The 23,009-nt window shown below is 72.3% G+C and carries 16 protein-coding genes; 15 read left to right on the top strand and 1 reads right to left on the bottom strand.

The window, feature by feature from the left end:
* The 15 genes from AP234_RS02835 to AP234_RS02765 all read left to right on the top strand — a co-directional run.
* On the top strand, positions 1-435 hold a 435-nt coding region (locus tag AP234_RS02835), incomplete at its 5' end, for a pyridoxal-phosphate dependent enzyme (RefSeq protein WP_152990236.1).
* Complete coding sequence (locus AP234_RS02830) at positions 432-1,745, top strand: ATP-grasp domain-containing protein (protein ID WP_055477901.1); 1,314 nt, start codon at positions 432-434, stop codon at positions 1,743-1,745. The genes AP234_RS02835 and AP234_RS02830, both read left to right, overlap by 4 nt.
* The gene (locus tag AP234_RS02825) at positions 1,742-3,031 is read left to right on the top strand and encodes a hypothetical protein (RefSeq protein ID WP_055477900.1); all 1,290 of its coding nucleotides are present in this window, start codon (positions 1,742-1,744) and stop codon (positions 3,029-3,031) included. The genes AP234_RS02830 and AP234_RS02825 overlap by 4 nt, the downstream gene beginning before the upstream one ends.
* Positions 3,028-4,293 carry an MFS transporter gene (locus AP234_RS02820; protein ID WP_200926192.1) on the top strand — a complete coding sequence of 422 codons (1,266 nt, stop codon included), beginning with the start codon at positions 3,028-3,030 and terminating at the stop codon, positions 4,291-4,293. Before AP234_RS02825 ends, AP234_RS02820 begins: the two co-directional genes overlap by 4 nt.
* A 63-nt stretch (positions 4,294-4,356) precedes the next feature.
* A complete protein-coding gene (locus AP234_RS02815; protein WP_055477899.1) occupies positions 4,357-5,697 on the top strand; it encodes an ATP-grasp domain-containing protein in 1,341 nt (446 codons plus the stop codon).
* Between the two features lie 5 nt (positions 5,698-5,702).
* On the top strand, positions 5,703-7,016 hold the full coding sequence (locus AP234_RS02810) for an MFS transporter (RefSeq protein WP_063842739.1): 1,314 nt from the start codon (positions 5,703-5,705) through the stop codon (positions 7,014-7,016).
* Between the two features lie 42 nt (positions 7,017-7,058).
* Entirely contained in the window at positions 7,059-12,785 is a 5,727-nt protein-coding gene (locus AP234_RS02805; RefSeq protein ID WP_055477898.1) for an SDR family NAD(P)-dependent oxidoreductase, read from the top strand.
* 79 nt (positions 12,786-12,864) lie between these two features.
* Positions 12,865-13,743 (top strand): 3-hydroxyacyl-CoA dehydrogenase NAD-binding domain-containing protein, encoded by an 879-nt coding sequence (locus AP234_RS02800; protein ID WP_160330367.1) that lies wholly within the window; start codon positions 12,865-12,867, stop codon positions 13,741-13,743.
* A gap of 38 nt (positions 13,744-13,781) precedes the next feature.
* Complete coding sequence (locus AP234_RS02795) at positions 13,782-14,033, top strand: phosphopantetheine-binding protein (RefSeq protein WP_055477897.1); 252 nt, start codon at positions 13,782-13,784, stop codon at positions 14,031-14,033.
* Between the two features lie 10 nt (positions 14,034-14,043).
* Entirely contained in the window at positions 14,044-15,195 is a 1,152-nt protein-coding gene (locus tag AP234_RS02790; protein WP_055477896.1) for an acyl-CoA dehydrogenase family protein, read from the top strand.
* Positions 15,192-16,280 carry an HAD-IIIC family phosphatase gene (locus AP234_RS02785; protein ID WP_055477895.1) on the top strand — a complete coding sequence of 363 codons (1,089 nt, stop codon included), beginning with the start codon at positions 15,192-15,194 and terminating at the stop codon, positions 16,278-16,280. The genes AP234_RS02790 and AP234_RS02785 overlap by 4 nt, the downstream gene beginning before the upstream one ends.
* 5 nt (positions 16,281-16,285) lie before the next feature.
* A complete protein-coding gene (locus tag AP234_RS02780; protein WP_055477894.1) occupies positions 16,286-17,608 on the top strand; it encodes an aminotransferase class III-fold pyridoxal phosphate-dependent enzyme in 1,323 nt (440 codons plus the stop codon).
* 210 nt (positions 17,609-17,818) lie between these two features.
* Positions 17,819-19,870 (top strand): AMP-binding protein, encoded by a 2,052-nt coding sequence (locus tag AP234_RS02775; RefSeq protein ID WP_083501701.1) that lies wholly within the window; start codon positions 17,819-17,821, stop codon positions 19,868-19,870.
* A gap of 228 nt (positions 19,871-20,098) precedes the next feature.
* Positions 20,099-21,784 carry a class I adenylate-forming enzyme family protein gene (locus tag AP234_RS02770; RefSeq protein WP_055477893.1) on the top strand — a complete coding sequence of 562 codons (1,686 nt, stop codon included), beginning with the start codon at positions 20,099-20,101 and terminating at the stop codon, positions 21,782-21,784.
* Positions 21,781-22,644, top strand: coding sequence for a 4'-phosphopantetheinyl transferase superfamily protein (locus AP234_RS02765; protein ID WP_152990200.1), 864 nt, complete (start codon positions 21,781-21,783; stop codon positions 22,642-22,644). Before AP234_RS02770 ends, AP234_RS02765 begins: the two co-directional genes overlap by 4 nt.
* Positions 22,645-22,662: 18 nt before the next feature.
* Here AP234_RS02765 and AP234_RS02760 read toward each other — a convergent pair whose 3' ends face one another.
* A complete protein-coding gene (locus tag AP234_RS02760) occupies positions 22,663-22,998 on the bottom strand; it encodes a hypothetical protein (RefSeq protein WP_055477891.1) in 336 nt (111 codons plus the stop codon).
* Positions 22,999-23,009: the final 11 nt, after the last annotated feature.

Below are 23,009 nucleotides of genomic sequence, written 5' to 3'. Positions count from 1 at the left end.
CTGGTGTGCGGCGTCGGCACCGGCGGGACGCTGAGCGGGACGGCGGGCTACCTCAAGGAGCGCAACCCGCTGCTGTGGTCGGTCGCGGTCGAGCCGGAGGCCTCCCCGCTGCTCTCGAAGGGGTACGCGGGAACGCACGCCATTCCCGGGCTCAACGGCGGTTTCATCGCCGACACCACCGATCGCGACCTCATCGACGAGGTGCTGACCGTGACCGACGACGAGGCCATGGACACCGCGCGCCGGCTCGCCCGCCGGGCGGGCGTGCTCGCCGGCGTCTCCTCCGGGGCCGCGGTCTGCGCCGCCCTACGGCTGGCCCGGCGCCCGGAGAACGCGGACAAGACCATCGTCACGATCCTGCCCGACACCGGCGAGCGCTATCTCAGCGTCTGGTTCCCGCCGGAGCGGGAGGCGAGCGAAGGAGCGGATCGATGAAGCGGGACGCGACCCTTCTGCTGGTCGGCGGCCACGATGAGACCGTGCGCAAGGCCAAGGAACTCGGCCTGCGCCTGCTGCTGCTCCAGCACCCCGACAAGGTCACGGCGGAGCAGGAGGGGCTCGCCGACGTCCTGCGGGTCGTCGACTACACCGACTGGACCGCGGTCGAGCCGGTCGCCCGGGAGCTGTGGCGCACACCGGGCTTCGACGTGGCCCTCTCCCTCACCGAGCCGGGGCTGGACAACGCGGGCCTGATCAACGATCTGTTCGCCCTGGGCGGCACCGGTTACGAGGTCACCCGGAGGTTCCGCGACAAGCTCGCCATGCGACGGCACCTCGCCGGGCTCGAACCGGGCGGGCCGCACGCCGCGCCGCTGCGGCGGCGCGAGGAGCTGGACGAGTTCGGCGCGCGCCACGGTCATCCGTTCATCGTCAAGCCGACCGACGCGACCGCCAGCATCGGGGTCTTCCGGGTCGACGGGCCCGAGGACGCCGAGCGGGTCTGGGCCGCGGTCGAAGGGCTGCGCGGCACCCGCACCGACCGCGTCTCGACGCTGTACGTGCTGGAAGAGTTCCTGATGGAGGAGTACGTCGACGGGCGCGAGTTCAGCGTCGAGTGCTTCAGCTTCGCGGGCCGCCACGTCATGGTGACGATCACGGAGAAGTTCGTCGACGAGACCTGCTTCGCCGAGCTCGGCCATGCCGTACCCGCCCGGCTGGAGGAGCCGGTGCGGGAGCGGGTGCGGGAGTGCGTGAGCCGCTTCCTCGACCTGGTCGGGCTGCGCGACGGCGTGTCCCACACCGAGATGCGGATCGGCGCGCGCGGTCCGGTGGTCATCGAGAGCCACAACCGCGTCGCCGGCGACGCCATCCCGGAACTGGTGCGCGGCGCGTACGGCATCGACCTCACCACGTACGCGCTCGGCTGGCCGTTCGGCCTGGTCCCGGAGCTTCCCGACCGGCCGCAGGCGCACGCGGGGGCGAGCGCCCGCTTCCTCGTGAGCGGGCCGGGACGGGTGGAGTCGATCGACGGCGTCGGCGACGCCCTGGCGCTGCCGGACGTGCTGGACGTCCGCATCACCGCCAAACCCGGCGACGTCGTGCACTCCCTGAGGGACAACTGGGACCGTCTCGGCCTGGTGGCGGTGACCGGACAGGACACCGCCGACGCGATCCGGCGCGGCGCCGAGGTCATCCGCGACCTCGTCCACATCCGGGTGGCCGGCGACGACGGGGAGAGCCGTCTCGCCCACCCGGCCGAGGTCGCGTCGCCGGCGTCGCCCGCATCACCGGCGGTGCCGGTATGAGCCTGCTCATCCTGCACCGCAACCCGCTGGAACCCTTTCCGTACGACCGGTGGCTGAGCGGGTACGAGGGCGACGTGGTGATCCTCGCGGCCCGCGACCGGATCGAGGCGGCCGGCGAGGAGGTGCCCGCCGGCGCTCTCGGCCGCGCGCGGCTGGAGGTCCTCGACGACTTCCACGACGAGGCGCTGGTCGCCCGGCGGGCGCTGGAGCTCGCGGCCGAGCACGGCGTACGGGACCTGATCGCCCACCACGAGGCCGACGTGCTGTTGGCGGCCACCCTGCGCGAGCGGCTCGGGCTGCCCGGTTCCTGGTCGGCCGACGTGCTGCCGTTCCGCGACAAGGCGCTGATGAAGCAGCGCGCCATGCTGGGCGGCATCGAGGTGGCGCCGCACGCGGTGCCGCGCACCCGCGCGGACGCGTCGGAGTTCGCGGCACGTCACGGGTTCCCCCTGGTCCTGAAGGACCGGGCGGGCTACAACTCCATCGGGCTGCGCATCATGCGCGACGCCGGCGAGCTGGAGGACGGCCTCGCCGCCGCCTACGGCGCGGGCTCCCCGCGGGACGACCTCCTGATCGAGGCGTACGTCCCCGGCCGCATGTGCCACGTCGACGGGCTTGTGGTGGACGGCAGGACCGTGCTGGTGTGGGCCTCCCAATACCAGTACGACCTCGCCTCCTACGGCACCGACCCGGGGGCCAGGGTGGACCTCACGCTGGATCCCGGCGACCCGCTCACCGGCCGCCTGACGGAGCTGACCGACCGGATCCTCGCCGCGCTGCGGTCACCGGGCGGACGCCTGCGCGACCACGCCTTCCACGCCGAGATCTTCCACACCCCGGACGACCGGCTGGTGCTGTGCGAGATCGCGTGCCGTACCGGAGGCGGGAAGGTACGCGAGCTCCTCGAGGTCGCGTTCGGGCTCAACATCGGGGAGTACGCCACGCGCGCGCATCTGGGCCTGCCCATGCCCGCGCTGGAGCCGACCCTGCGCGGCGGCCCGCGTCCGGAACCGGCCCGCATGGCCGGGCAGGTGCTGCTGATGAAGCGGCCGGGGCTGGTGCGGGCGGTGCCCGAGGTGCCGACGGAGCCCTGGGTGGAGCGCTTCTGGTTGTACGCCAGGCCCGGCGAGGTGATCCCGCCCGCCGCCGGCTCGGCCGACTTCCTGACCGTCACGATCGCGTCGGCCCCCAGCCGGGCGGAGTGCGAACGCCGGTTGCGCTCGCTCGGCGCACGCCTGGAGGAGCAGACCCGGATCGAGACCGGGCAGACCGTGGAGGTGCTGTGAGGGCGCCGTCCGTCAAGGCGCGGTACATGCTGGGCATGGTGGTCGACTCCGCGGGCAGCGGAATGTACCTGCCGCTGTCCCTGCTGTACTTCCACCATGTGACCGGGCTGCCGGTCACGCAGGTCGGGGCCATCATGAGCGCCGCCGCGCTGCTGGCCCTGGTCGGCAACCCGGTCGCTGGGGTGCTCATCGACCGGTGGGGTCCCCGCACCATCGTCGTCGGCGGCTACCTGGTGCGCGCCGCCGGGTTCGCCGCCTATCCACTGGTCGACGGACCGGTGGTGATGTTCGCCGCGGTGGCGCTGGTCGCGTTCGGGGACGTGTCGTTCCCGCCGTCGATCCAGTCGTTCGTCGCCGAGATCGTCCAGGGGGCCGAGCGGGACAAGCTCCTGGCCGCGCAGCGCAGCCTGCGCAACGCCGGGCTCGGGGCCGGCGGTCTCCTCGCCGGCTCCGTCCTCGCGCTGGACAGTGACACCGGCTACTACGCGATCGTCCTCGGCACGGGCGCCGCGTACGTGGTGGCAGCGGTGTTCCTCCGGACGATCCCCACCGTCGCGGCGGCGGCCCGGCGGCCCGCCGCCGCGACCTCGCGCAGGGGCGGCTACCGGCTGGTGGCGCGCAACCGCCCGTTCCTCGTGCTGGGCCTGCTGAACGTGCCGATCGCGTTCGGCTACATGGTGCTGTCGGTGAGCCTGCCCGTCTACGTCACCGGGGAGCTGGGCGCGCCCGACTCCCTGGTGGGCGTGCTGTACGCGGTCAACACCGTCGGGATCGCGGTGCTGCAGATTCCGGTCACCCGGATGCTCGTACGGTACCGGCGCACCCGGACCACCGCGCTCGGGGCGCTGGTGTTCTCGCTGGCCTTCCTGGCGTTCGCGGCGCTGGGCGCGGTCTCCACCGGTACGGTCCTGCTGACCGGGGTGTTCGCCGCCACGGCGCTGTTCACCCTCGGGGAGCTGCTGCACGGCGCCACCGCGTCGGCCCTGGTGGCCAGCGCGGCCCCCGAGGACACGCGCGGCCGGCATCTCGCCGCCTACCAGCTGTCCTGGGCGCTCCCGACCGCCCTGGCCCCGGCCGTGCTGACCGCGCTGCTCACGCTCTCCGCGACCGGCATGTGGCTGGTGCTCGCCGCGGGTGTCGTGGGCTCGGCCATCACCATGGTCCGGCTGGAGCCCCGGCTGCCCGCGCAGGCCGTACGGCCGTCCCCGCCTCCCGGGTCACCGGAGTCGGAGTCGCGGACCGCCGACGCCGCCACAGGCTGACGCCGCCATCTCCTGACGCCCCCTCCTCCTGTTCAACAGCTCCGCGTCCTCAGAGGAAGAAGCATGCAATCGGACGCCTTTATCCTCACCGGGTCATTCCTGGTCATCAGCCGTACACCCCGCTATATTCGCGAACTGGTTCGCCGGAACCTCAAGATCCTGGTGATCACACCCTCGGCCTGGCGGGAGGAGGCGCTCCGCGCCGCCGCCGACCCCGGGAATCCGGCGTCGGCGATCGCGGATTTCGCCTTCGTCGACGGCGACGTCAAACAAGAGAACTCCTACCTCCCCGGGGTGGCCGCCGCCGTCCAGAACTGGCGGCGCGAGTACCGCGTCGCCGGCGTGTGCGCCGTCGGGGAGACCCTGGTCGAGCCGACCGGCGTGGTGGCCGACGTGCTGGGGCTGCCCTCGCCGGGCCTGCGCGCCACGCGCGCCTGCCGGAGCAAGTATCTGCAGCGTCTCTACCTGCCGGAGTTCAGCCCCGCCTCGTGCACCATCCCGCCCGGCGCGCGGGCGGGCTTCGACACCCGCGACGTCGTCTTCCCGGCGGTCGTCAAGCCCGCCGCCCGGCACTCCAGCTCGGGGGTGTGGACGGTGCACGACGAAGCGGAGCTGCGAGCCCGGCTGGCCGGCTATCCGGAGTACGAGACGCTCCTCGTCGAGGAGAAGATCGCCGGGCCGGAGTTCTCGGTCGAGAGCCTGGTGCAGGACGGCAAGGTGTTCTTCGCCTCAGTCACGGCCAAGCGGACCACGGCGTCGCACGCCGACACCTTCGTCGAGCTGGGGCACACGGTCGGGGACCGGCCCGGCGCGGAGCAGGAGATCCTGCTGGAAGCCAACCATCGGATGCTGGAGCGGCTCGACTTCCGGGCCGGCATCGCCCACGCCGAGTGGCGGCTGGACGGCGCCGGACGGCCCCGGCTGATGGAGGTCGCGGCGCGCACGCCCGGCGACGGGATCACCGTGCTCTACCACCTCGCGACCGGGCGGCCGCTGGAACCGGAGATCATCCGCATCGCGCTCGGCGAGGACGCCGCCTACCCCCGGCCGCTCCGGCACGCCCGCGAGGTCTATCTGGAGCACGAGACCGGGGTGCTCGACGAGGTGACCGTCGACTGGCCCGGGGTCGTGCCGCACCTGGTCCGCCCGGGCGATCAGTGGCCGGAACTGACACCGGGGGCGGACGACGACCCGCCCACGCTGCGCGCCGTGTTCGTGCAGAAGGAGCGGGGCCGGCGGCTGGGGCCGCTGCACAGCTCAGAGGACCGGCTGGCGAACTTCTTCATCGACGCGTCGACGCTCGCCGAGCTCGACGCGCTGGAGCGCCGGGTCAGGGACGCCGTCACGGTGCGTCTGCTGCCCGACGGCGACGGCCGGTCGGCCCCCGCGCGTGAGGAGACCTAGGAGACATGACCACCCCAGAGCGGCGGCAGCAGGTCACGATCATCTCCACCTGGCGGGAGTCGCCCCTGGCCGTGAAGACGCTGCTGGCCGGGGTCTTCGTCAATCGGCTCAGCGGCTTCCTGAACATCTTCCTGGTCCTGTACCTGACCTCCAAGGGACACTCGGCCGAGGCGGCGGCGCTCGCGCTGGGCGCGTACGGCGCCGGCGCGATGGTCGGCGTCCTCATCGGCGGATCACTGACGGCCCGGATGGGCACGAGGAACACCACGATCGTCAGCATGGCGGGGTCGAGCCTGCTGATCGCGTCCCTGCTCTACCTCGACGGCTACGCCCTGGTCCTGGTGGCGGTGGCGCTGGCCGGCCTGATGGGGCAGATGTTCCGCCCCGCCTCGGCCGTACTGCTGTCGCAGCTGACCCGGGACGACCGGCAGGTCATGGTGTTCGCCATGTCGAGGTTCGGGTTGAACCTCGGGGCGATGGCCGCGCCGCTGATCGGTTTCGGGCTGTACAACCTCGACGAGCAACGCTACGACCTGCTGTTCCTCGGTGAGGCGCTGATCGCGCTGGTCTTCGCGGTCGTCGCGTGGGCCACGCTGCCCGCCCGTGACGAGCAGGACCCGGAGGCGGCCTCCGCCGGGACCGGCCGGCACGGCGGCTATCTCGCGGTGCTGCGGGACCGGCGGTACGTGGTGTTCCTGGTGTCGACCCTGGCGCACACCGCCGTCTACGGACAGTATCTGTCCACCCTGCCACTGGACGTCGAGACCTCCGGCCTGGAGATCTTCTGGTACACGATGGCGGTATCGCTCAACGGCTTCGTGGTCATCGCCTTCGAGCTGCTGACCACGAAGTTGACGCAGAACTGGCCGTTCCGGGTGACGATCGGCCTGGGCTTCGCCCTCATGGGCGTCGGGATCGCCGTGTACGCGCTCCCGCTGACGCCCGCCGTCATCGTCATCGGCACCCTCGTCTGGTCGCTGGGGGAGATTGTCGGCGGTCCGGCGATCTTCGCCTATCCGGCCGTCATCGCCCCGGCCCAGCTGAAGAGCCACTACCTCGGCGGATTCCATTTCGTCTTCGGCCTCGGCTCGGCGATCGGCCCGGTGGCGGGCGGCTGGCTGCTGGTCAGGCTCGGCCACGGCGTCTGGCTTCCCCTGGCGGCGGTGTCGCTGGCCGCCACCCTGCTCGTACTGACCGCGATCCGCGACCCCCGCGGGCCCGGCCAGGACCCCGCGGGATCGGACGACCCCGGCGGCCCGGAAGCCGTGGACGCCGGGACCGCCGCCGAAGCGGAGGCGCCGCCGGCCCGGCGGTCATGACCCACGCTCACCCATCCATCTGCCCGGAGGGGACCACTTCTCATGCCCGAAACCCTTGTCGGACAAGAAATCGCAGTGGTCGGCATCGGCTGCCGCTTTCCCGGAGCCGCGGGGCCCGCCGAGTTCTGGCGGCTCCTGCGTACGGGCACCGAGGCGGTCACCGTGTTCTCGGCCGCCGAGCTGGCCGAGGCCGGAGTGCCGCGGGAGCTCGTCGACGACCCGCACTATGTGCCCGCCGCCGGAGTGGTGGCCGATTCCGACATGTTCGACGCCCGGCTGTTCGGCATCAATCCCAGGGAAGCGACCCTGATGGACCCGCAGCACCGGATCATGCTCGAGTGCGCGTGGGAGGCGCTGGAGGACGGGGGCCGCGACCCCCGCGACCTCAAGGAAAGGGTGGGCGTCTTCGCCGGGTCCTACAAGAACGACTACCGGAGACTGCTCGGCCCGCTCACCGAGCCGTCCGAGCAGTTCCTGGCCGGGGTGTCCAACGACGCCGACTACCTGGCCACCAGGATCTCCTTCAAGCTCGACCTCACCGGGCCGTCGGTGTCGGTGCAGACGGCCTGCTCCACCGCTCTCGTCGCGGTGCACCTGGCCTGCGAGTCGCTGCTGGCGGGGTCCTGCGACCTCGCGCTCGCCGGCGGGGTGACGATCCGCTCCGGCGAGGCCCCCGGCTACCTGTTCCACCGGGGCGGCATCTACTCGCCCGACGGCCACTGCCGGGCGTTCGACGCAGGCGCGGAGGGCACCGTGATCGGCGAGGGCGCCGGGCTCGTCGTGCTGAAGCGGCTGGCCGACGCCCTGGCCGACGGCGACCGGATCCGCGCGGTCATCAAGGGATCGGCAGCGGGCAACGACGGCGCCGACCGGGTCGGCTTCTCCGCGCCCGGCGTGGCGGGCCAGTCCAGGATCGTACGGGCGGCGCTGGAGCGCTCCGGGGTCGACCCGGACACCATCGGTTACGTCGAGACCCACGGGAGCGGGACGCCGCTGGGCGACAGGATCGAGATCGACGCGCTGACCCGGGCGTTCCGCGCCGCCGGATGGTCGGGCGGCACCCGGGCGATCGGATCGGTCAAGACCAACATCGGCCACACGCACGCCGCCGCCGGCATCGCCGGGCTGATCAAGACGATCCTGACCCTGGAGAACCGGGAGATCCCGCCGAGCCTGCACTTCGCCGAGCCCAACCCGAGGATCGACTTCGCCGCCTCGCCGTTCCACGTCGCCACCGGGCTCACGCCGTGGCACACGGACGGCGCCCCGCGACGGGCCGGGGTGAGCTCCTTCGGCATGGGCGGCACCGGCGTCCATCTCGTGCTGGAAGAGGCCCCGCCCGCTCCGCCGGTAGCGGAGCCGGAGGGGCAGGGAGCGCGCCCGGATTCCGCGCGGGCCTGGCACGTCCTGCCGCTGTCCGCCGCCGACCCGCAGGCCCTGGAGGCGGCAACGGACCGGCTCGCCGACCACCTCGCCGCCCATCCCGGCGCCGAGATGGCGGCGGTCGCCCGGACCCTGCAGACCGGCCGGCACGCCTTCGACCACCGCAGGGTGCTGGCGGTGCGGGACCGCGACGACGCGGTCGAGACGCTGCGCGCCCGCACCCCCCAGCGTGTCCACACGCTCGGCTCGGCCGCGACCGCCCGGCGGGTCGCTTTCCTGCTGCCGGGGTTGGGCGAGCAGTACGAGAACATGGGCCTGGAGCTGTACGAGGCCGACCCCGTCTTCCACGATCGGCTCGACCACTGCCTGGAGATCCTCAGGGAGCGAGCCGGCCTCGACCTGCGGCCCGTCCTGTTCACGCCCGAGCGGCGGGACCGGGCCACGGAGAGAACCGGCCTGCGTGCGATGCTCGGCCGCTCCGGCCCGGAGCCCGGCCCGTCCGCGCTGGACGAGACCCGCCACGCCCAGCCGGCGATGTTCGCCCTCGAGTACGCGCTCGCGCAGGTGTGGCTGTCGCGCGGCGTCCGCCCGGACGCGCTGATCGGCTACAGCCTCGGCGAGTACGTCGCCGCCACGCTGGCGGGGGTGTTCTCGCTGGAGGACGCGCTGTCGCTGGTGGCGGAGCGGGCCCGGATGATCGACGGGCTGCCCGGCGGCGCGATGCTCGCCGTACAGCTGCCGGAGAAGGACGTGATCGGGCTGCTGGACGGTGAGACGTCCCTCGCCGCGGTCAACGGGCCCGACCTCTCCGTGATCGCGGGGCCAGATCGGTCGATCGCGGCCCTGCGTGAGCGGCTCGCGGCGGAGGGCGTCGCGGCCCGGCCGCTGCGCACCACCCACGCGTTCCACTCCACGATGATGGAGCCGATCTGCGCCGCCTTCACCGAACTCGTCGGGAGCGTCGCGCGCAACCGCCCGGAGCTGCCCTACCTGTCGAACGTGACGGGCGACTGGATCACCGACGCCGACGCGACCGACCCCGCCTACTACGCCCGCCACCTGCGCGAGGCGGTCCGGTTCTCCGACGGGGTGCGCAGGCTCTGGGAGCAGCCGGGACGGCTGCTGCTGGAGGTGGGGGTCGGCCAGTCGCTGGGATCGATGGCGCAGCAGGCCAGGCCGCGTACGGCCGATGCCGGGTCGCTGGTGCTCGGCACGCTGCCCGGCGCGGCCGAGCGGGACTCGGACGCGGCGGCCATCGCGGCCACGACCGGCAAGCTCTGGCTGTGCGGCGTCGACGTCGACTGGGACGGCGTACAGCCCGGGCGGCGCAGAGCGCCGCTGCCGACCTATCCCTTCCAGCGCCGCAGGTTCTGGCCGGCCGGAGGTCTCGCCGTGGCCGCCGCGGGGGAGGGCGGCCGGGCCGCCGACGGCGCATCGGCCGGTGGGCGGCAGGAACTCGCCGACTGGTTCCATGTCCCACGCTGGGAGTCCCTGCCGCCGGCTTCCCCCGGCCGCCGCGACGCCGGTGCAGGTGACGGCGCCGGGCCCGAGCGGTGGCTGCTCTTCGCCGACGAGCTCGGCGTCGCCGAGCGGCTCGGCCGGGAGCTGGCGGGCCGCGGCGACGAGGTGATCACGGTGCGGCGTGGCGCCGGCTTCGCCGCGACCGACGAACGGTCGTACCGCATCGACCCCGGCAACGACGACGACTACGTCGAGCTGCTCCGGCGGGTCAGGGCCGACGGCGGCCCGCCGACCAGGATCGCCCACCTGTGGCTGGTCACCGAGCGGCCCGACGACCCGACGGACCCCGCCGTGGTCGACGAGGTCACCCGGGACGGTTTCACCGGCCTGCTCGCGCTCGCCCGGGCGATCGGCAGGGAGACCCTCGCCGACGGCGTCGACGTCGCGGTGGTCTCCAGCGAGATGCACGCCATCGCCGACGGAGACGTGTCGCAGCCGGCGAAGGCCCTGGCGCTCGGGCCGTGCCGGGTGTGGCCGCTGGAGAATCCCGCGCTGACCTGCCGGAGCATCGACATCGGCCGCCCGGCGCCCGCGATCGCGGCGCGGCTCCTGACGGAGCTGGACCGGCCCGTGACGGCGGACACCGGCGCCGAGGTCGTGGCGATCAGGGGACGACTGCACCTGAGGCAGGAGTTCCACCCGGTCCGGCTCGACCACCCGGCCGAGCCCCGGCACTTCCGCGCCGGAGGCACCTACCTGATCACGGGTGGGCTGGGCGGGGTCGGCCTGTCCCTGGCCGAATACCTGGCCGGCCACGTGCGGGCGAACCTGGTGCTCGTGGGCCGGGCCGCCCTGCCGCCCCGGCAGGAGTGGGACCGCTGGGCGGACCGGCCCGAGGGCGACGTGGTCGCCGACCGGATCAGGGCCGTACGGCGGCTGGAGGAGGCCGGCGGCACGGTCATGGTGGCGGCGGCCGACGTCACCGACGCCGACCAGCTGGGCGGGGTCGTACGGCAGGCGGTCGAGCGGTTCGGCGCGCTGCACGGTGTCGTGCACGCTGCCGGAGTCCCCGGCGGCGGGCTCATCCAGCTGAAGGAGGCGGGGGCGGCCGAGGCCGTCCTGGCGCCCAAGGTGCGCGGCGCGCTGGCACTGCGCCGCGCCTGCGCCTCGCTCCCGCTCGACTTCGTGATGCACTGCTCGTCCGGCATAGCGGTGAGCGGCGGCGTCGGACAGGTCGACTACACGGCCGCCAACGCCTTCCTGGACGCGCTGGCCCACCACGACGACGAAGCGGACGGCCCCGCGGTCGTCTCGATCAACTGGGACGCCTGGCAGGGCGTGGGCATGGCCGCCAGGACCATCGGCGGCGCCGCCGACGGCGAGCGGCCACGGGAGGCCCCGGTGCGCCACCCGTTCCTCGAGCGGCGGCTGACGAGCGCGGACGGCGACTGCTTCGGCTACGTCGCGCACTTCGACGCCCGGGAGTCCTGGCTGGTGGACGAGCACCGCATGCTCGGCCGGCCGGTCGTCCCCGGGGTCGGGCACCTGGAGCTGGTCCGGGCGGCCTTCGCCGAGACCCGGCTCACTCGGGAACAGGGTTCGGTCGATCCGGGCGACCAGGGCGTCGAGCTGTCGGAGGTCACCTTCTACACGCCGATCGTGATCCCGGAGGACGGGCGCAGGCAGGTGCGCGTCGTGCTCGAACGGGACGGCGGCGGTCCTGAAGGGGACGACGGCATGAGGTTCGCCGTCGTCAGCGCGCACCGCGACGCCTCCACCGGCGGGGACGAACGCTGGCAGCTGCACTCGACCGGCCGGGTCGCCCGGCTCACCGGAGCCCGTCCGCGCCGTCTCGACATCGAGACGCTGATCGACGGCTCCGGGCTGCGCGACGTCGGCAGACCGGCGAACGACGGCCCGATGGGCTTCGGCGCCCGGTCGCAGTGCCTTCAGCGGATGTACGTCGGGGACGGCGAGTTCCTGGCCCTGCTGGAGCTGCCGGAGCCGTTCCGGGACGAGGTGGCGGAGCTGCCGCTGCATCCGGCGCTGATGGACATCGCCACCGCCTTCGTGGGCGTGCACCACGCGGCGGAGTTCCGGATCCCGATCTCCTACGGCCGGATCCGGATGTTCGCGCCGCTCACGTCCGCCGTCTACAGCCACCAGTCCTACCGCGACGGCGGCGACCGGGCCGGCAAGGAGACCGTGACCTCCGACGTCACGATCACCGACCTGGCGGGCCGCGAGCTGCTCCACGCCGAGCGCTTCGTCCTGAAGCGGGTCCACGACCTGGAGGAGCGGCTCACGGTGGCGCAGGCGGCCACACCCGGGCGGGTGGAGCTGTACGACCTGCCGCCTGCCCTCGACGACGGCCGGACAGACGGTCAGGCAGGCGGCGGGACGGGCGGTCGCGGCGAGCCGTCGGCTGACTTCCTCCGTACGGCCCTCGACCACGGCATGTCCCCCGGCGAAGGCGCCGAGGTGTTCGGCCGGATCGTGGCCGCGGGGCTGACGCCCCAGGTGCTGGTCAGCACCCGCGACCTGGCGAGCGTGTTCGACCAGGTGGCGCCTGCCCGTACGGCCACCGCCGACGCCACGGCGGCGGGGGAGGACGCCGGGACCGGGGCCGGGGGAGCCTCCCTGCACCCGCGGCCCGACCTGCTCACCCCCTACGAGGCGCCGAGGGACGCCGTCGAGGAGCGGCTCGCCGCCGTGTGGCAGGACCTGCTCGGCGTGGAGAAGGTCGGCGTCCACGACGCCTTCACCGACCTCGGCGGCCACTCCCTGCTCGGGCTCCAGCTGGTGCCGCGACTGCGCGAGGCCTTCGCGGTGGACCTGCCCATCGGGACGATCTTCGACGCGCGGACCCTCGCCGACCTGGCGGACGCCGTACGCGCGGCGGGCGGTGCGACCGAGGCGGCGTGACGGCCGGTTGCTCAACGGTCACCTGATCAACGGCGATCTGATCCAGACCCGATCCAGACCTGATTCAGAGAGGACAACCATGCCGGACATCGGCGTTAGGACCATCGGCGTGATCGGCGCGGGCGTGATGGGCAGCGAGGTCGCCCAGGTGTTCGCCCAGGCCGGATTCGAGGTCGTCCTGGTGGACGTCACCGACGACGCCCTGGAGCGGGCGCGCCAGACGATCCAGCGCAGCCTCCGTTTCCAGCGGATGCTGGGCGCGCGTACGGGGCTGGCCGCCCCGCCGACCGTGGACCGGGCCGAGGTCCTCGGCCGCATCCGCTTCACCACCGAGCTCGCCGACGTCGCCGACGCGGACTTCGTCGTGGAGAACGTCACCGAGGACTGGGACGTCAAGCGGCCGGTGTTCGAGGAGCTCGACGCCGTGTGCAAGCCCCACGTGGTCTTCGCCGTGAACACCTCGGTGATCCCGATCACCAGGGTGGGCGGGGTCACCGGGCGGCCCGACCGGGTCATCGGCGCGCATTTCATGAACCCGGTCTCGCTCAAGCCGATGGTGGAGGTGATCAGGGGATTCCACACCTCGGAGGAGACGGTGCGGACCATGCTCGCCGTCCTGGCGGCGATCGGCAAGGAGGGGGTCGTGGTCGCCGACTCCCCGGGGTTCGTCTCCAACCGGGTGCTGATGCTGACCGTCAACGAGGCCGCCTACCTGGTCCACGAGAGGGTGGCCGAGGCGAGCGAGGTCGACCGGCTCTTCAAGGGCTGCTTCGGGCACACGATGGGCCCGCTCGAGACCGCTGACCTCATCGGCCTCGACACGATCCTGCTGTCCATCGAAGGCCTCTACCGGAGCTTCGGCGACAGCAAGTACCGCCCGTGCCCGCTGTTGAAGCAGCTCGTCGACGCGGGCCTGCTCGGCCGCAAGAGCGGTCGCGGTTTCCACAACTACGAGTAGGGATCACCGGCAGCGATTACCGGTAGAAGGGTGAACGCATGGACGAGATCAAGGCGAAGGTCAGGCAATTCCTGCGCGGATACTTCAAGGAGCACGACTTCGCGGACGAGGAGGACATCTTCGCCTCCGGTTACGCGAACTCCCTGTTCGTGATGCAGCTCATCGCCATGGTGGAGCGCGAGTTCTCCCTGGTCGTGGCCGACGAGGACCTGGAGTTCGACAACTTCCGGTCCATCGACGCGATCGCGCGGTTCGTCACCGCGAAGACCGTCGTACCGGCCGGAACCTAGGAGGCCGGGCATGGCGACGATCGCCGGCGTGCACTCGCTGAGCGAGGTGCAGAACAAGACGCTGAGCGAGTATCGGAGGTTCACCGAGACCGAGATCGCACCGTTCGCCGGTGAGTGGGATCGCGCCGGAAGGCTGCCCCGCGATGTGATCACCGCGATGGCGCGGGCGGGCCATCTCGGGGCGCTCGTCCCCGAGGAGTACGGCGGCAGCCGGCTCGGCCTGGTCGAGTTCGGCCTGCTCAACGAGGCGATCGGGCTGGGCTGCTCGTCCGTGCGCAGCGTGCTGACCGTGCACAGCATGGTGTGCCGTTCCGTCGCACGCTGGGGGAACGCGGAGCAGCGTGCGCGCTGGCTGCCCAGGCTCGCCAGCGGAGAGTGGGTCGGCGCGTTCGGGCTCAGCGAGCCCGGCGCGGGCAGCGACGTCACGCAGATCACCACGACGGCGCGGCCCGACGGCGAACACTACGTGCTGGACGGCACCAAGAAATGGATCACCTACGCCCAGGCGGCCGACGTCTTCCTGGTGTTCGCCGGGTTCGAGGGGCGGTTCAGCGCCTTCATCGTCGAACGGGACACGCCGGGACTGACCGTGGTGCCGATCGACGGCATGCTCGGCACCCGGGCGTCGATGCTGGCCGAACTGCGCTTCGAAGGCTGCCGCATCCCCCGGTCCGCGCTGCTGGGCCGGCCCGGATTCGGGCTCGCCCCGGTGGCGAGCGACGCGCTGGACGTCGGACGCTACAGCGTCGCGTGGGGTTCCGTCGGCCTGGCGCAGGCCTGCCTGGAGACCTCACTCGGCTACGCCAGGGAACGCAGGCAGTTCGGCGCACCGATCGCCGACCACCAGTTGGTCCAGCGGCTGCTCACCGACATGGCCACCACGGTCTCGGCCGCCCGGCTGCTGTGCCTGCAGGCGGGTGAGCTCGTGGCCGAGGGTCGTCCCGACGCGGTCGCGGCGGTGTGGATGGCGAAGTACTTCGCCTCCACCGGAGCCTTCCGCGCCGCCGCCGACACCGTGCAGATCCACGGGGCGTACGGATGCGATCCGAGCGGGGCGCCCCAGCGGCTGTTCCGGGACGCCAAGGTCATGGAGATCATCGAGGGCAGCAGTCAGATCCAGCAGACGATGATCGCCCGGCTGATCCCCTGCGAGGAGGGATGACTGTGGGCAACGGCGGATCCGCCGCCAGACGCAAGACCGTGAAATGCCTGGTCTGGGATCTCGACAACACCCTGTGGCAGGGCATCCTGCTGGAGAACGACGAGGTCAGGCCGGTTCCCGAGGCCGTGGCCGCCGTCAGGGAGCTGGACCGGCGCGGCATCATCCACTCGATCGCCAGCCGTAACGACCCGGAGGCCGCGCTGGCCAGGCTCCGGGAGTTCGGCCTGGAGGACTACTTCCTCTGTCCGCAGATCGGCTGGAACGCCAAATCGGTGTCTCTGAAGGCGATCGCCGAGGACCTCAACATCGGGATCGACGCGCTGGCCTTCGTGGACGACCAGCCCTTCGAGCGCGAGGAGGTGGCGTTCGCCCTGCCCGAGGTCCTCTGCCTCGACGCCACGGAGATCACGACGCTCACCGAGCGGGCCGAGTTCACCCCGGATTTCGTGACCGAGGACTCCCGGAACAGACGCCTGATGTACCGGGCGGATCGGGAGCGCAAGACCGCCGAGGCCGATTTCGCCGGGGCGCAGGAGGCGTTCCTCGAGAGCCTGAACATGCGTTTCGCCATCACCGAGGCGACGGAGGACGACCTCCAGCGGGCCGAGGAGCTGACGCTGCGCACCAACCAGCTCAACACGACCGGCTACACCTACTCCTACGAGGAGCTCGACGCCTTCCGTACGTCGGACCGGCACCTGCTGCTCACCGCGGCGCTCGAGGACCGCTACGGCCCCTACGGCACCATCGGCCTCGCGCTGGTGGAGAGGACCGGAGAGGCGTGGGTCATCAAGCTGCTGCTCATGTCGTGCCGGGTGATGTCGCGCGGTGTCGGCACGATCATGATCAACCACATCAAGCGGCTGGCCCGCGCGGCAGGCGTACGGCTGCTGGCCGAGTTCGTCCAGACCGGCAGGAACCGGGCGATGCTCGTCACCTACCGGTTCAACCGGTTCTCCGAGGCCGAACGCCGCGACGACCTCGTCGTGTTCGAGGCCGATCTGTCCGACATCCCCTGCGATCCGCCCTACGTGACGGTCACCGCTCCCGCGTATGACGCGCGGCAGCACACCCCGAGGAGTTGATCCGAATGGTTCAGACATCAGCCGAGCTCACACGAGTCACCAGCGCGTCCCTGCTCGACGCGACCCGCGCGGTCGTCGCCGGCGGCGGCAGCAGCAACATGCGCAACCTGGGCATCCAGACCCCCCTCGTGCTGGAGCGGTCGGCGGGCTGCCGGATCTGGGACGTCGAGGGCAACGAGCTCATCGACGTGAACATGGGGTACGGCCCGCACCTGTTCGGCTACGCCGATCCGGACGTCCTCGGCGTGGTCGCCCAGCGGCTCCGGCTGGGCGCCATCACCGGCATCCCGCACCGTCTCGATCACGAGGCGGGCGAGCTGATCGCCGCCACCTTCCCGTCGATCGAGCAGGTCAGGTTCGCCAACTCGGGGACCGAGGCGATCACCTCGGCGCTGCGGCTGGCCCGATTCACCACCGGCCGCGATCTGGTGGTGACCTTCGAGGGGCACTACCACGGGTGGAGCGAGACCGTCCTGCGCAAGGCGGCCATCACCAGCGGCGGCGCGGACCCGCACGGCGCCGTCCCCGGGGCGCCCGGCATGATCCCCTCTGCTCTCTCGTACACCCTCCAGCTGCCGTGGAACGACACCGAGGCCCTGGAGCGGCTGTTCGCCGAGCGCGGCGGCGAGATCGCGGCCGTGATCCTCGAACCGATCTGCGGCAACGCAGGGGTGGTCCACCCGCTGCCCGGATTCCTGGAGCGCATCGCCGAGCTGTCCGCCTCGAACGGGGCGCTGCTGGTCTTCGACGAGGTCATCACCGGCTGCCGGGTGGCGCTGGGCGGCGCCCAGGAACTGCTCGGTGTACGGCCGGACCTGACGATCCTCTCCAAGGTCGTCGGCGGCGGTTTCCCGGTCGCGGCGTTCGGCGGCAGCAAGGAGATCATGGCGCCGCTCGCCCGCAACGAGGCGTTCCACGCCGGGGTGTTCTCGGGCAACCACGCCGCGGTCGCCGCCGTGGTGGCCATGCTCGGCAAGCTGCGCAACGATCCCTCGGTCTACGAGACCCTCGACCTGGTCGGCGGCGACCTGGAGCAGCGGCTGACCAAGACGTTCGTCGCGGCCGGCCGGCACGCCCGTGTCGTCCGCGCCGGTTCGGTGATGTCGGTGGCCCTCCTGACCGAGCGGCAGGACGGCGTGCCCGCCTACGACGCGGGCGTGCCGCTGATCGACTTCGCCGCGCACCGCCGCCTCCAGGACCTGTGCCAGCGGGCCGGGCTGTACTTCCACCCGAACCCGCTGGAGCCGTGGTTCCTCAGCGCGGCGCACACCCCCGACGTGCTCGACCAGGTCGTCGGCACGATCGAGGAGTCTCTGTCCCGGCTCTAGTGCCCCTCCCGCCGATCTTTGCCCCGTCGCGTCGTCCAGGGCGGCACCTCGCGGCGTTGGAGTCGTCGCTCGTAGCTCCGCGCTACTCAGCTCCTCCTCCGCCTTGCGATGCACCACCCTGGCCGCCGCTCCTTCCGGGCAAACCTTGGCGGTCGCGGCACTAGTGCCCCGTAGCGAGTGGTCGAGCAGGAGCGGAATGAGTGGACTGACATGAGCATCGAGGCCATCGGCGAGGTGCTGCGAGAGGTGGGCGTGACGACCGCCGAGATCACGGCGGAGGTCAGGTTGCGCGCGGACCTCGCGCTCGACTCGGTCGAGACGAGCGAGCTGGAACTGGAACTGGCGCACCGGTTCGGACTCAAGATCGATCTGTGGGACGCCACGGACTATTCACTGGGCGAGCTGGCGGCGCTCATCGCCCCGCCGGAACGTGGGAGCCCCGCGGAGCAGGGGACTCAGGCAGGGCAGGGGACCCACGCGGAACAGGGGACTGCGGCGGATCGGACGAAGGAGTCCGGTCCGCCGTCCGGGATCCCCCGCGTGCCGGACGACCGCGCGCGGCGATACCGCGAGGCGGGATGGTGGCGGCCGGAGACGCTCGACGCCGTCCTGCTGCGGCACGCGCGCGGCCGTCCCGGCGCGTGCGCGCTCGTCGCCGGGGAGCGCCGGGTCGGCTACGGCGAGCTGGCCGCCACGGTCGACCGGGTGGCCGACCGACTGCGGACGCTGGGCGTGCGCCCCGGCGACCCCGTGGTGGTCCAGCTGCCCAACTCGATCGAGTACGTCGTCCTCATGCTGGCGCTCATGCGGATCGGCGCCCCGCCGGTTCTGACGGGTTCCACGCTGCGGGAGTACGAGCTGGACCGGATCCTGCGGCTGACCCGCCCCCAGGCGGTCGCGGTGCCCGGCAGAACCCGCCGCTCCGACCACCTCTCCATGATCCGGGAGCTGCGGGACCGGCATCCGTACCTCACCAGGATCTTCGTGGCCGGCGGGACCGGCGCGGACGGGCCGGACGAGGAGGGGCCGGACGTCACCGATCTGGTACGGCTCTGCGAGATCATCGGCGCCGAGACCGGGGCCGAGACCGGGGCCGAGACCGGGGCCGGGGCCGAGACCAGGGCCGGGACCGCGAGCGGGGACGGCGCCCGGTCCGGTGGGGGAGCCGATCCCGCCGGCGCCGCACTGATGCTGCTGTCCAGCGGCACGACCGGGCCGTCCAAGGTGATCGTCCGTACCCACGAGGACTACGGCTACGTCGTCAGGTCCACCTCCGACGTCGCCGGGATCTCCGCGGACACCGTCTACCTCGCGGTGATGCCGGCCACCCACACCTTCGTCCTCGCCTACCCGGGCGTCATGGGGACGCTGGCCGCGGGCGGCACGGTCGTGCTGGGCGGCGCGGAGGACCCGCGGCGGGTGCTGGACCTGATCCAGCGGGAGCGCGTGACGCACGTCGCCGCCGTTCCCGGGCTCGTCACCCAGTGGCTCGGCGTGCTCCGCACCGAGAGCTACGACCTGTCCAGCCTGAGGGTCCTGCAGGTCGGCGGCGCCCGGCTCGACCCGGCGCTGGCCGGCCGGGCACGCCGGGCGCTGCCCTGCGCGATCCAGCAGGTGTACGGCATGAGCGAGGGGCTGGCCAACTTCACCCGGCTCGACGACCCCGACGAGGTCGCTCTCGCCACCCAGGGGCGTCCGGCCTCGCCCGGCGACGAGATCATGATCGTCGACGAGGACGAGCGGCCGGTCCCCGAGGGCGAGGTCGGGCAGCTGCTCACCCGCGGGCCCTCCACCGTCGCCGGCTACTACCGCGACGACGAGGCCACCGCGCGGGCCTTCACCCAGGAGGGCTTCTACCGTACGGGAGACCTGGTCCGGCGGCGGCCGGACGGCAACCTCGAGATCGCCGGACGGATCAAGAACCTGATCAACCGGGGTGGAGAGAAGATCTGCGCCGAGGAGCTGGAGGAGCTGGTGCGGCAGATGCCGGGGGTGGCCGCCGCCGGCGTCGCGCCCATGCCGCACCCGGTCTACGGCGAGATCGTCTGCCTGTTCGCCGTGCCGTCGGGGGACACCCCGCCCGGCCTCCGCGACATCAGGCGGCATCTGGAGTCGTGCGGGCTGGCCCGCTACAAGCTGCCGGAACGGCTGGAGATCATCGACGAGCTGCCGCTGATCGGCGTCGGCAAGCTCGACCGCGGCGCGCTGCGCGACCGTGTCACCTCCCTGACGAAGGCGGACGCGGGATCGCCGACCGGCTGATCGGCATCCGCGACCCGTCCCCACCCGGGCATTCGTGCCCACCGGGCATCCGAGCCCATCGCGACACCCGCCCATCTGAACACCTTTGCCCATCCGGACACCTTCGCCCGTCGCGGCCCCGGAGCCTTTCGCATCACCGGGCTCCGGGGCCGCGCCGTGTCCCGGCCGGCCACGCACCCCTGATTACCCCCACCAAAGAGGTCACCCGACCACGGGAAGGTGAGAACCATGTCGTTGTCAGAGAAGGCCCTGTTGACGATGGAGCAGCGCCGCAGGTTCGCGGAGAAGCCGAACGTCGGCGGCGGGAACCTGCTCACGTCGGCGATCGAGGCGAACCCGCACCCGGACGTGCCCTTCATCCACTCGGGCAGGCCGCTGACCAACACCGACGGTCTGCCGCAGAGCGACTTCAGCCTGCTGGACCTCGACCAGCTGGCGCAGAGCTGGTCGGTGTGGTACCTCAACCGGGGCGTGGTCCCGCGCGACCGGGTCGCGATCTACATGAAGGACTTCTTCGCCTACTCGGTGCACTATTACGCACTGGCCCAGATCGGCGCCGTCGCCGTACTCGTCAACAGCAACTCCCCGCGGGAGATCGCCGCCTCCCTGATCGAGCAGACGAGCCCGGTCGGCCTCTACACCGACCGCGCACACCTGCGTGAGCTCGGCGACGAGATCGAGCGGCTGCCCAGCCTGCGCTGGATCCAACTGGAGGAGGAGCTGCCCGCGCCCCCGGCCGCGGTGCTGCCGCAGGAGGGACGCTACCGTCACGCACCCGAGGACCCGGTCTCGATCCTGCACTCGTCGGGCACGACGGGCCGCCCCAAGCCGGTCACCCAGACTCACCGGTCGAGCACGGCCGGGCCGAGGTTCCGGCTCACCCAGGAGGACCCGACCCTGGTCACCCCGGGCGCCGTGATGCTCGCGGCGATGCCCCAGTCGCACCTGGGCTGCATCCACTACATGACGTACGCCATCTTCGCGGGCACCCCGATCGTGCCGCTGTACGACCCGACCGGGGAGGAGATGGTGGCCGCCATCCGCGAGTATCAGCCGACCGCGGTCATGGCCTTCGGCCACGCCTGCGCCGACCTGGCCGCGCTCGACCTCCCGCCGGGCACGCTCGACTCGGTCGGTCAGTGGGTCACCACCGCCGACGCCGTACACGAGGCGCACATGATGAAGCTCCTCGCCCAGCGCAGCCCCGAGCTGCCGCCGTCCTCCTTCCTGGACCGGCTCGGCACCACGGAGCTGGGCTGGGCCGTCCTGCTGAAGGTGCGGACGCTGCAGTCCAAGCGGCACGACCGCTGCGTCGGCAAGCCGGTCGGGGTGTCCCTGGTCGCCGTGCTGCGCAAGGACGGCAGCCTGGCCGACGCGCACGAGATCGGACTGCTCGGCGCCCGCGGGCCGGCGATCACGGCGGGCTACTGGAACGACTCCGACACCACCTATCGGAGCAGGCTCGGCGGCTACTGGCTCACGGGCGATGTGGTCTATCGGGACGAGGAGGACAACTACTTCCACGTCGACAGGGCGCAGGACACCATCGAGACGGCCCACGGCCCCGGCTACTCGGTCCTCATGGAGGAGGCCATCCTCAGCGACGTACCGGACGTCCGCGACTGCGCGGTCGTCGCCGGCGACCTCGACGGTGAGACCGTGGCCGTGGCCGTCATCACCTCCGAGACCAAGGGCATCGACCCGCTGAAGCTGCTCAGGCAGGCGAACGAGGTGCTGCAGGAGGCCGGATATCCGCGCCTCACGATGCTGGAGGTCGCCGACTCGCTCCCCGTCGGCGTGACGGGCAAGGTACTCAAGCGCCGGCTCAGGGAGAAGTACAGCGCGCTGTCCGACTACATCGAGGACAGCGAGCCGGGCGCCCTGGCCGTGCTCCCCGGCGTCGCCGCGGCGTGAACCCGGCCACCCCACCGGTCATCGCCCGGCCTGGCGTGCGGGAGACGCCGGGCCGGGCGGAGCCGTCCGTACGGCCCCCGGCCGGGCCGGGCCGGGGGGAGGTGTGGGTGTGGTGGGCCGGGACGGACTCCGCCGTCACCCACCGTGACCTCGTGACCGGACTCATGAACGAAGCGGAGCGCGACCGGTACGGCGCGATGCGCAGGCCGGAGGCACGCGACCGGTTCGCGGTGGGCTGTGCGCTGATCCGGGTGGCGTCGGCCCGTCACCTCGGCGTGGCGCCGGCGGACGTGCGGCTCGTACGGGACTGCCCTGACTGCGGCGGACCGCACGGAAAGCCGCGGATCGCGGGGAGCGGCACGCCGGAGATCTCCCTGACGCACGCGGGTGCGCACGTCGTCTGCGCCGTCACCTGGGACGGCCGGGTCGGGGTGGACGTCGAGGACGGAGCCCGCCTCGTCGACTGCGACCTGCTGGCCGGAAAGATCCTCGGACCGGAGGAGGCGGAGGTGTACGGCCGGCTGCCGGAGCGGGAGCGACGGGCCGCGCTCGTGACGTACTGGACCAGGAAGGAGGCGGTGCTCAAGGCCACCGGAGACGGACTGCGGGTGCCCATGCGAGCGCTCACCGTGTCCGGCCCGGCCGATCGGCCGCGGCTGCTCGACTGGGCCGGACGAGACCGGGCGGCGCGCGCCGATCCGCTGGAGGAGGTCGCCATGTGGACCCTGCGGGGGCCGGAGGGGATGGAACTCGGCCGCACGACCGGTGCGCTGGCCGTGCTCGGCGCGTCGCCGTCCCGGCTGATCGAGATCGACGCGGGTCCCGCGATGGCGGTCTTCGGCGGTGGATGCGTCCGCTGAGGCTCGCCGGCGGCCGCGCTAGCCTGAGAACCTCTTCGCGAGGTCCCGGGCCCATCGCGCGGCCTTGGCCGCCTGGTCGCCGGTGACGGGCGCGCCGGGCATCCGGCTCAGGCGCTCGACCTGCTCGGCGTAGCGCAGGTGCTCCCGGTGGGCGTGCTCCCGGCAGGCGAGGCAGGTGACGCTCTCCGGCCGAGGCGAGGTCATCGCGTAGGGCACCTCGAGTCCGCAACCGGTGACGACGACGCTCGGCGCGTCGGGCGCGCGCCCCAACGACGATGCGATCAGGTTGCGGAATGCGGCACCTGCCCGCATCACCTTCTGCTCGACGTGGATGTGCGGATCGGTCTCACTCATCCGCGTCCGCA

Origin of the sequence: Sphaerimonospora mesophila (assembly GCF_001417795.1) — a bacterium.
Lineage (GTDB): Bacteria > Actinomycetota > Actinomycetes > Streptosporangiales > Streptosporangiaceae > Sphaerimonospora > Sphaerimonospora mesophila.
This window is presented reverse-complemented; position numbering and strand designations above follow the sequence as displayed.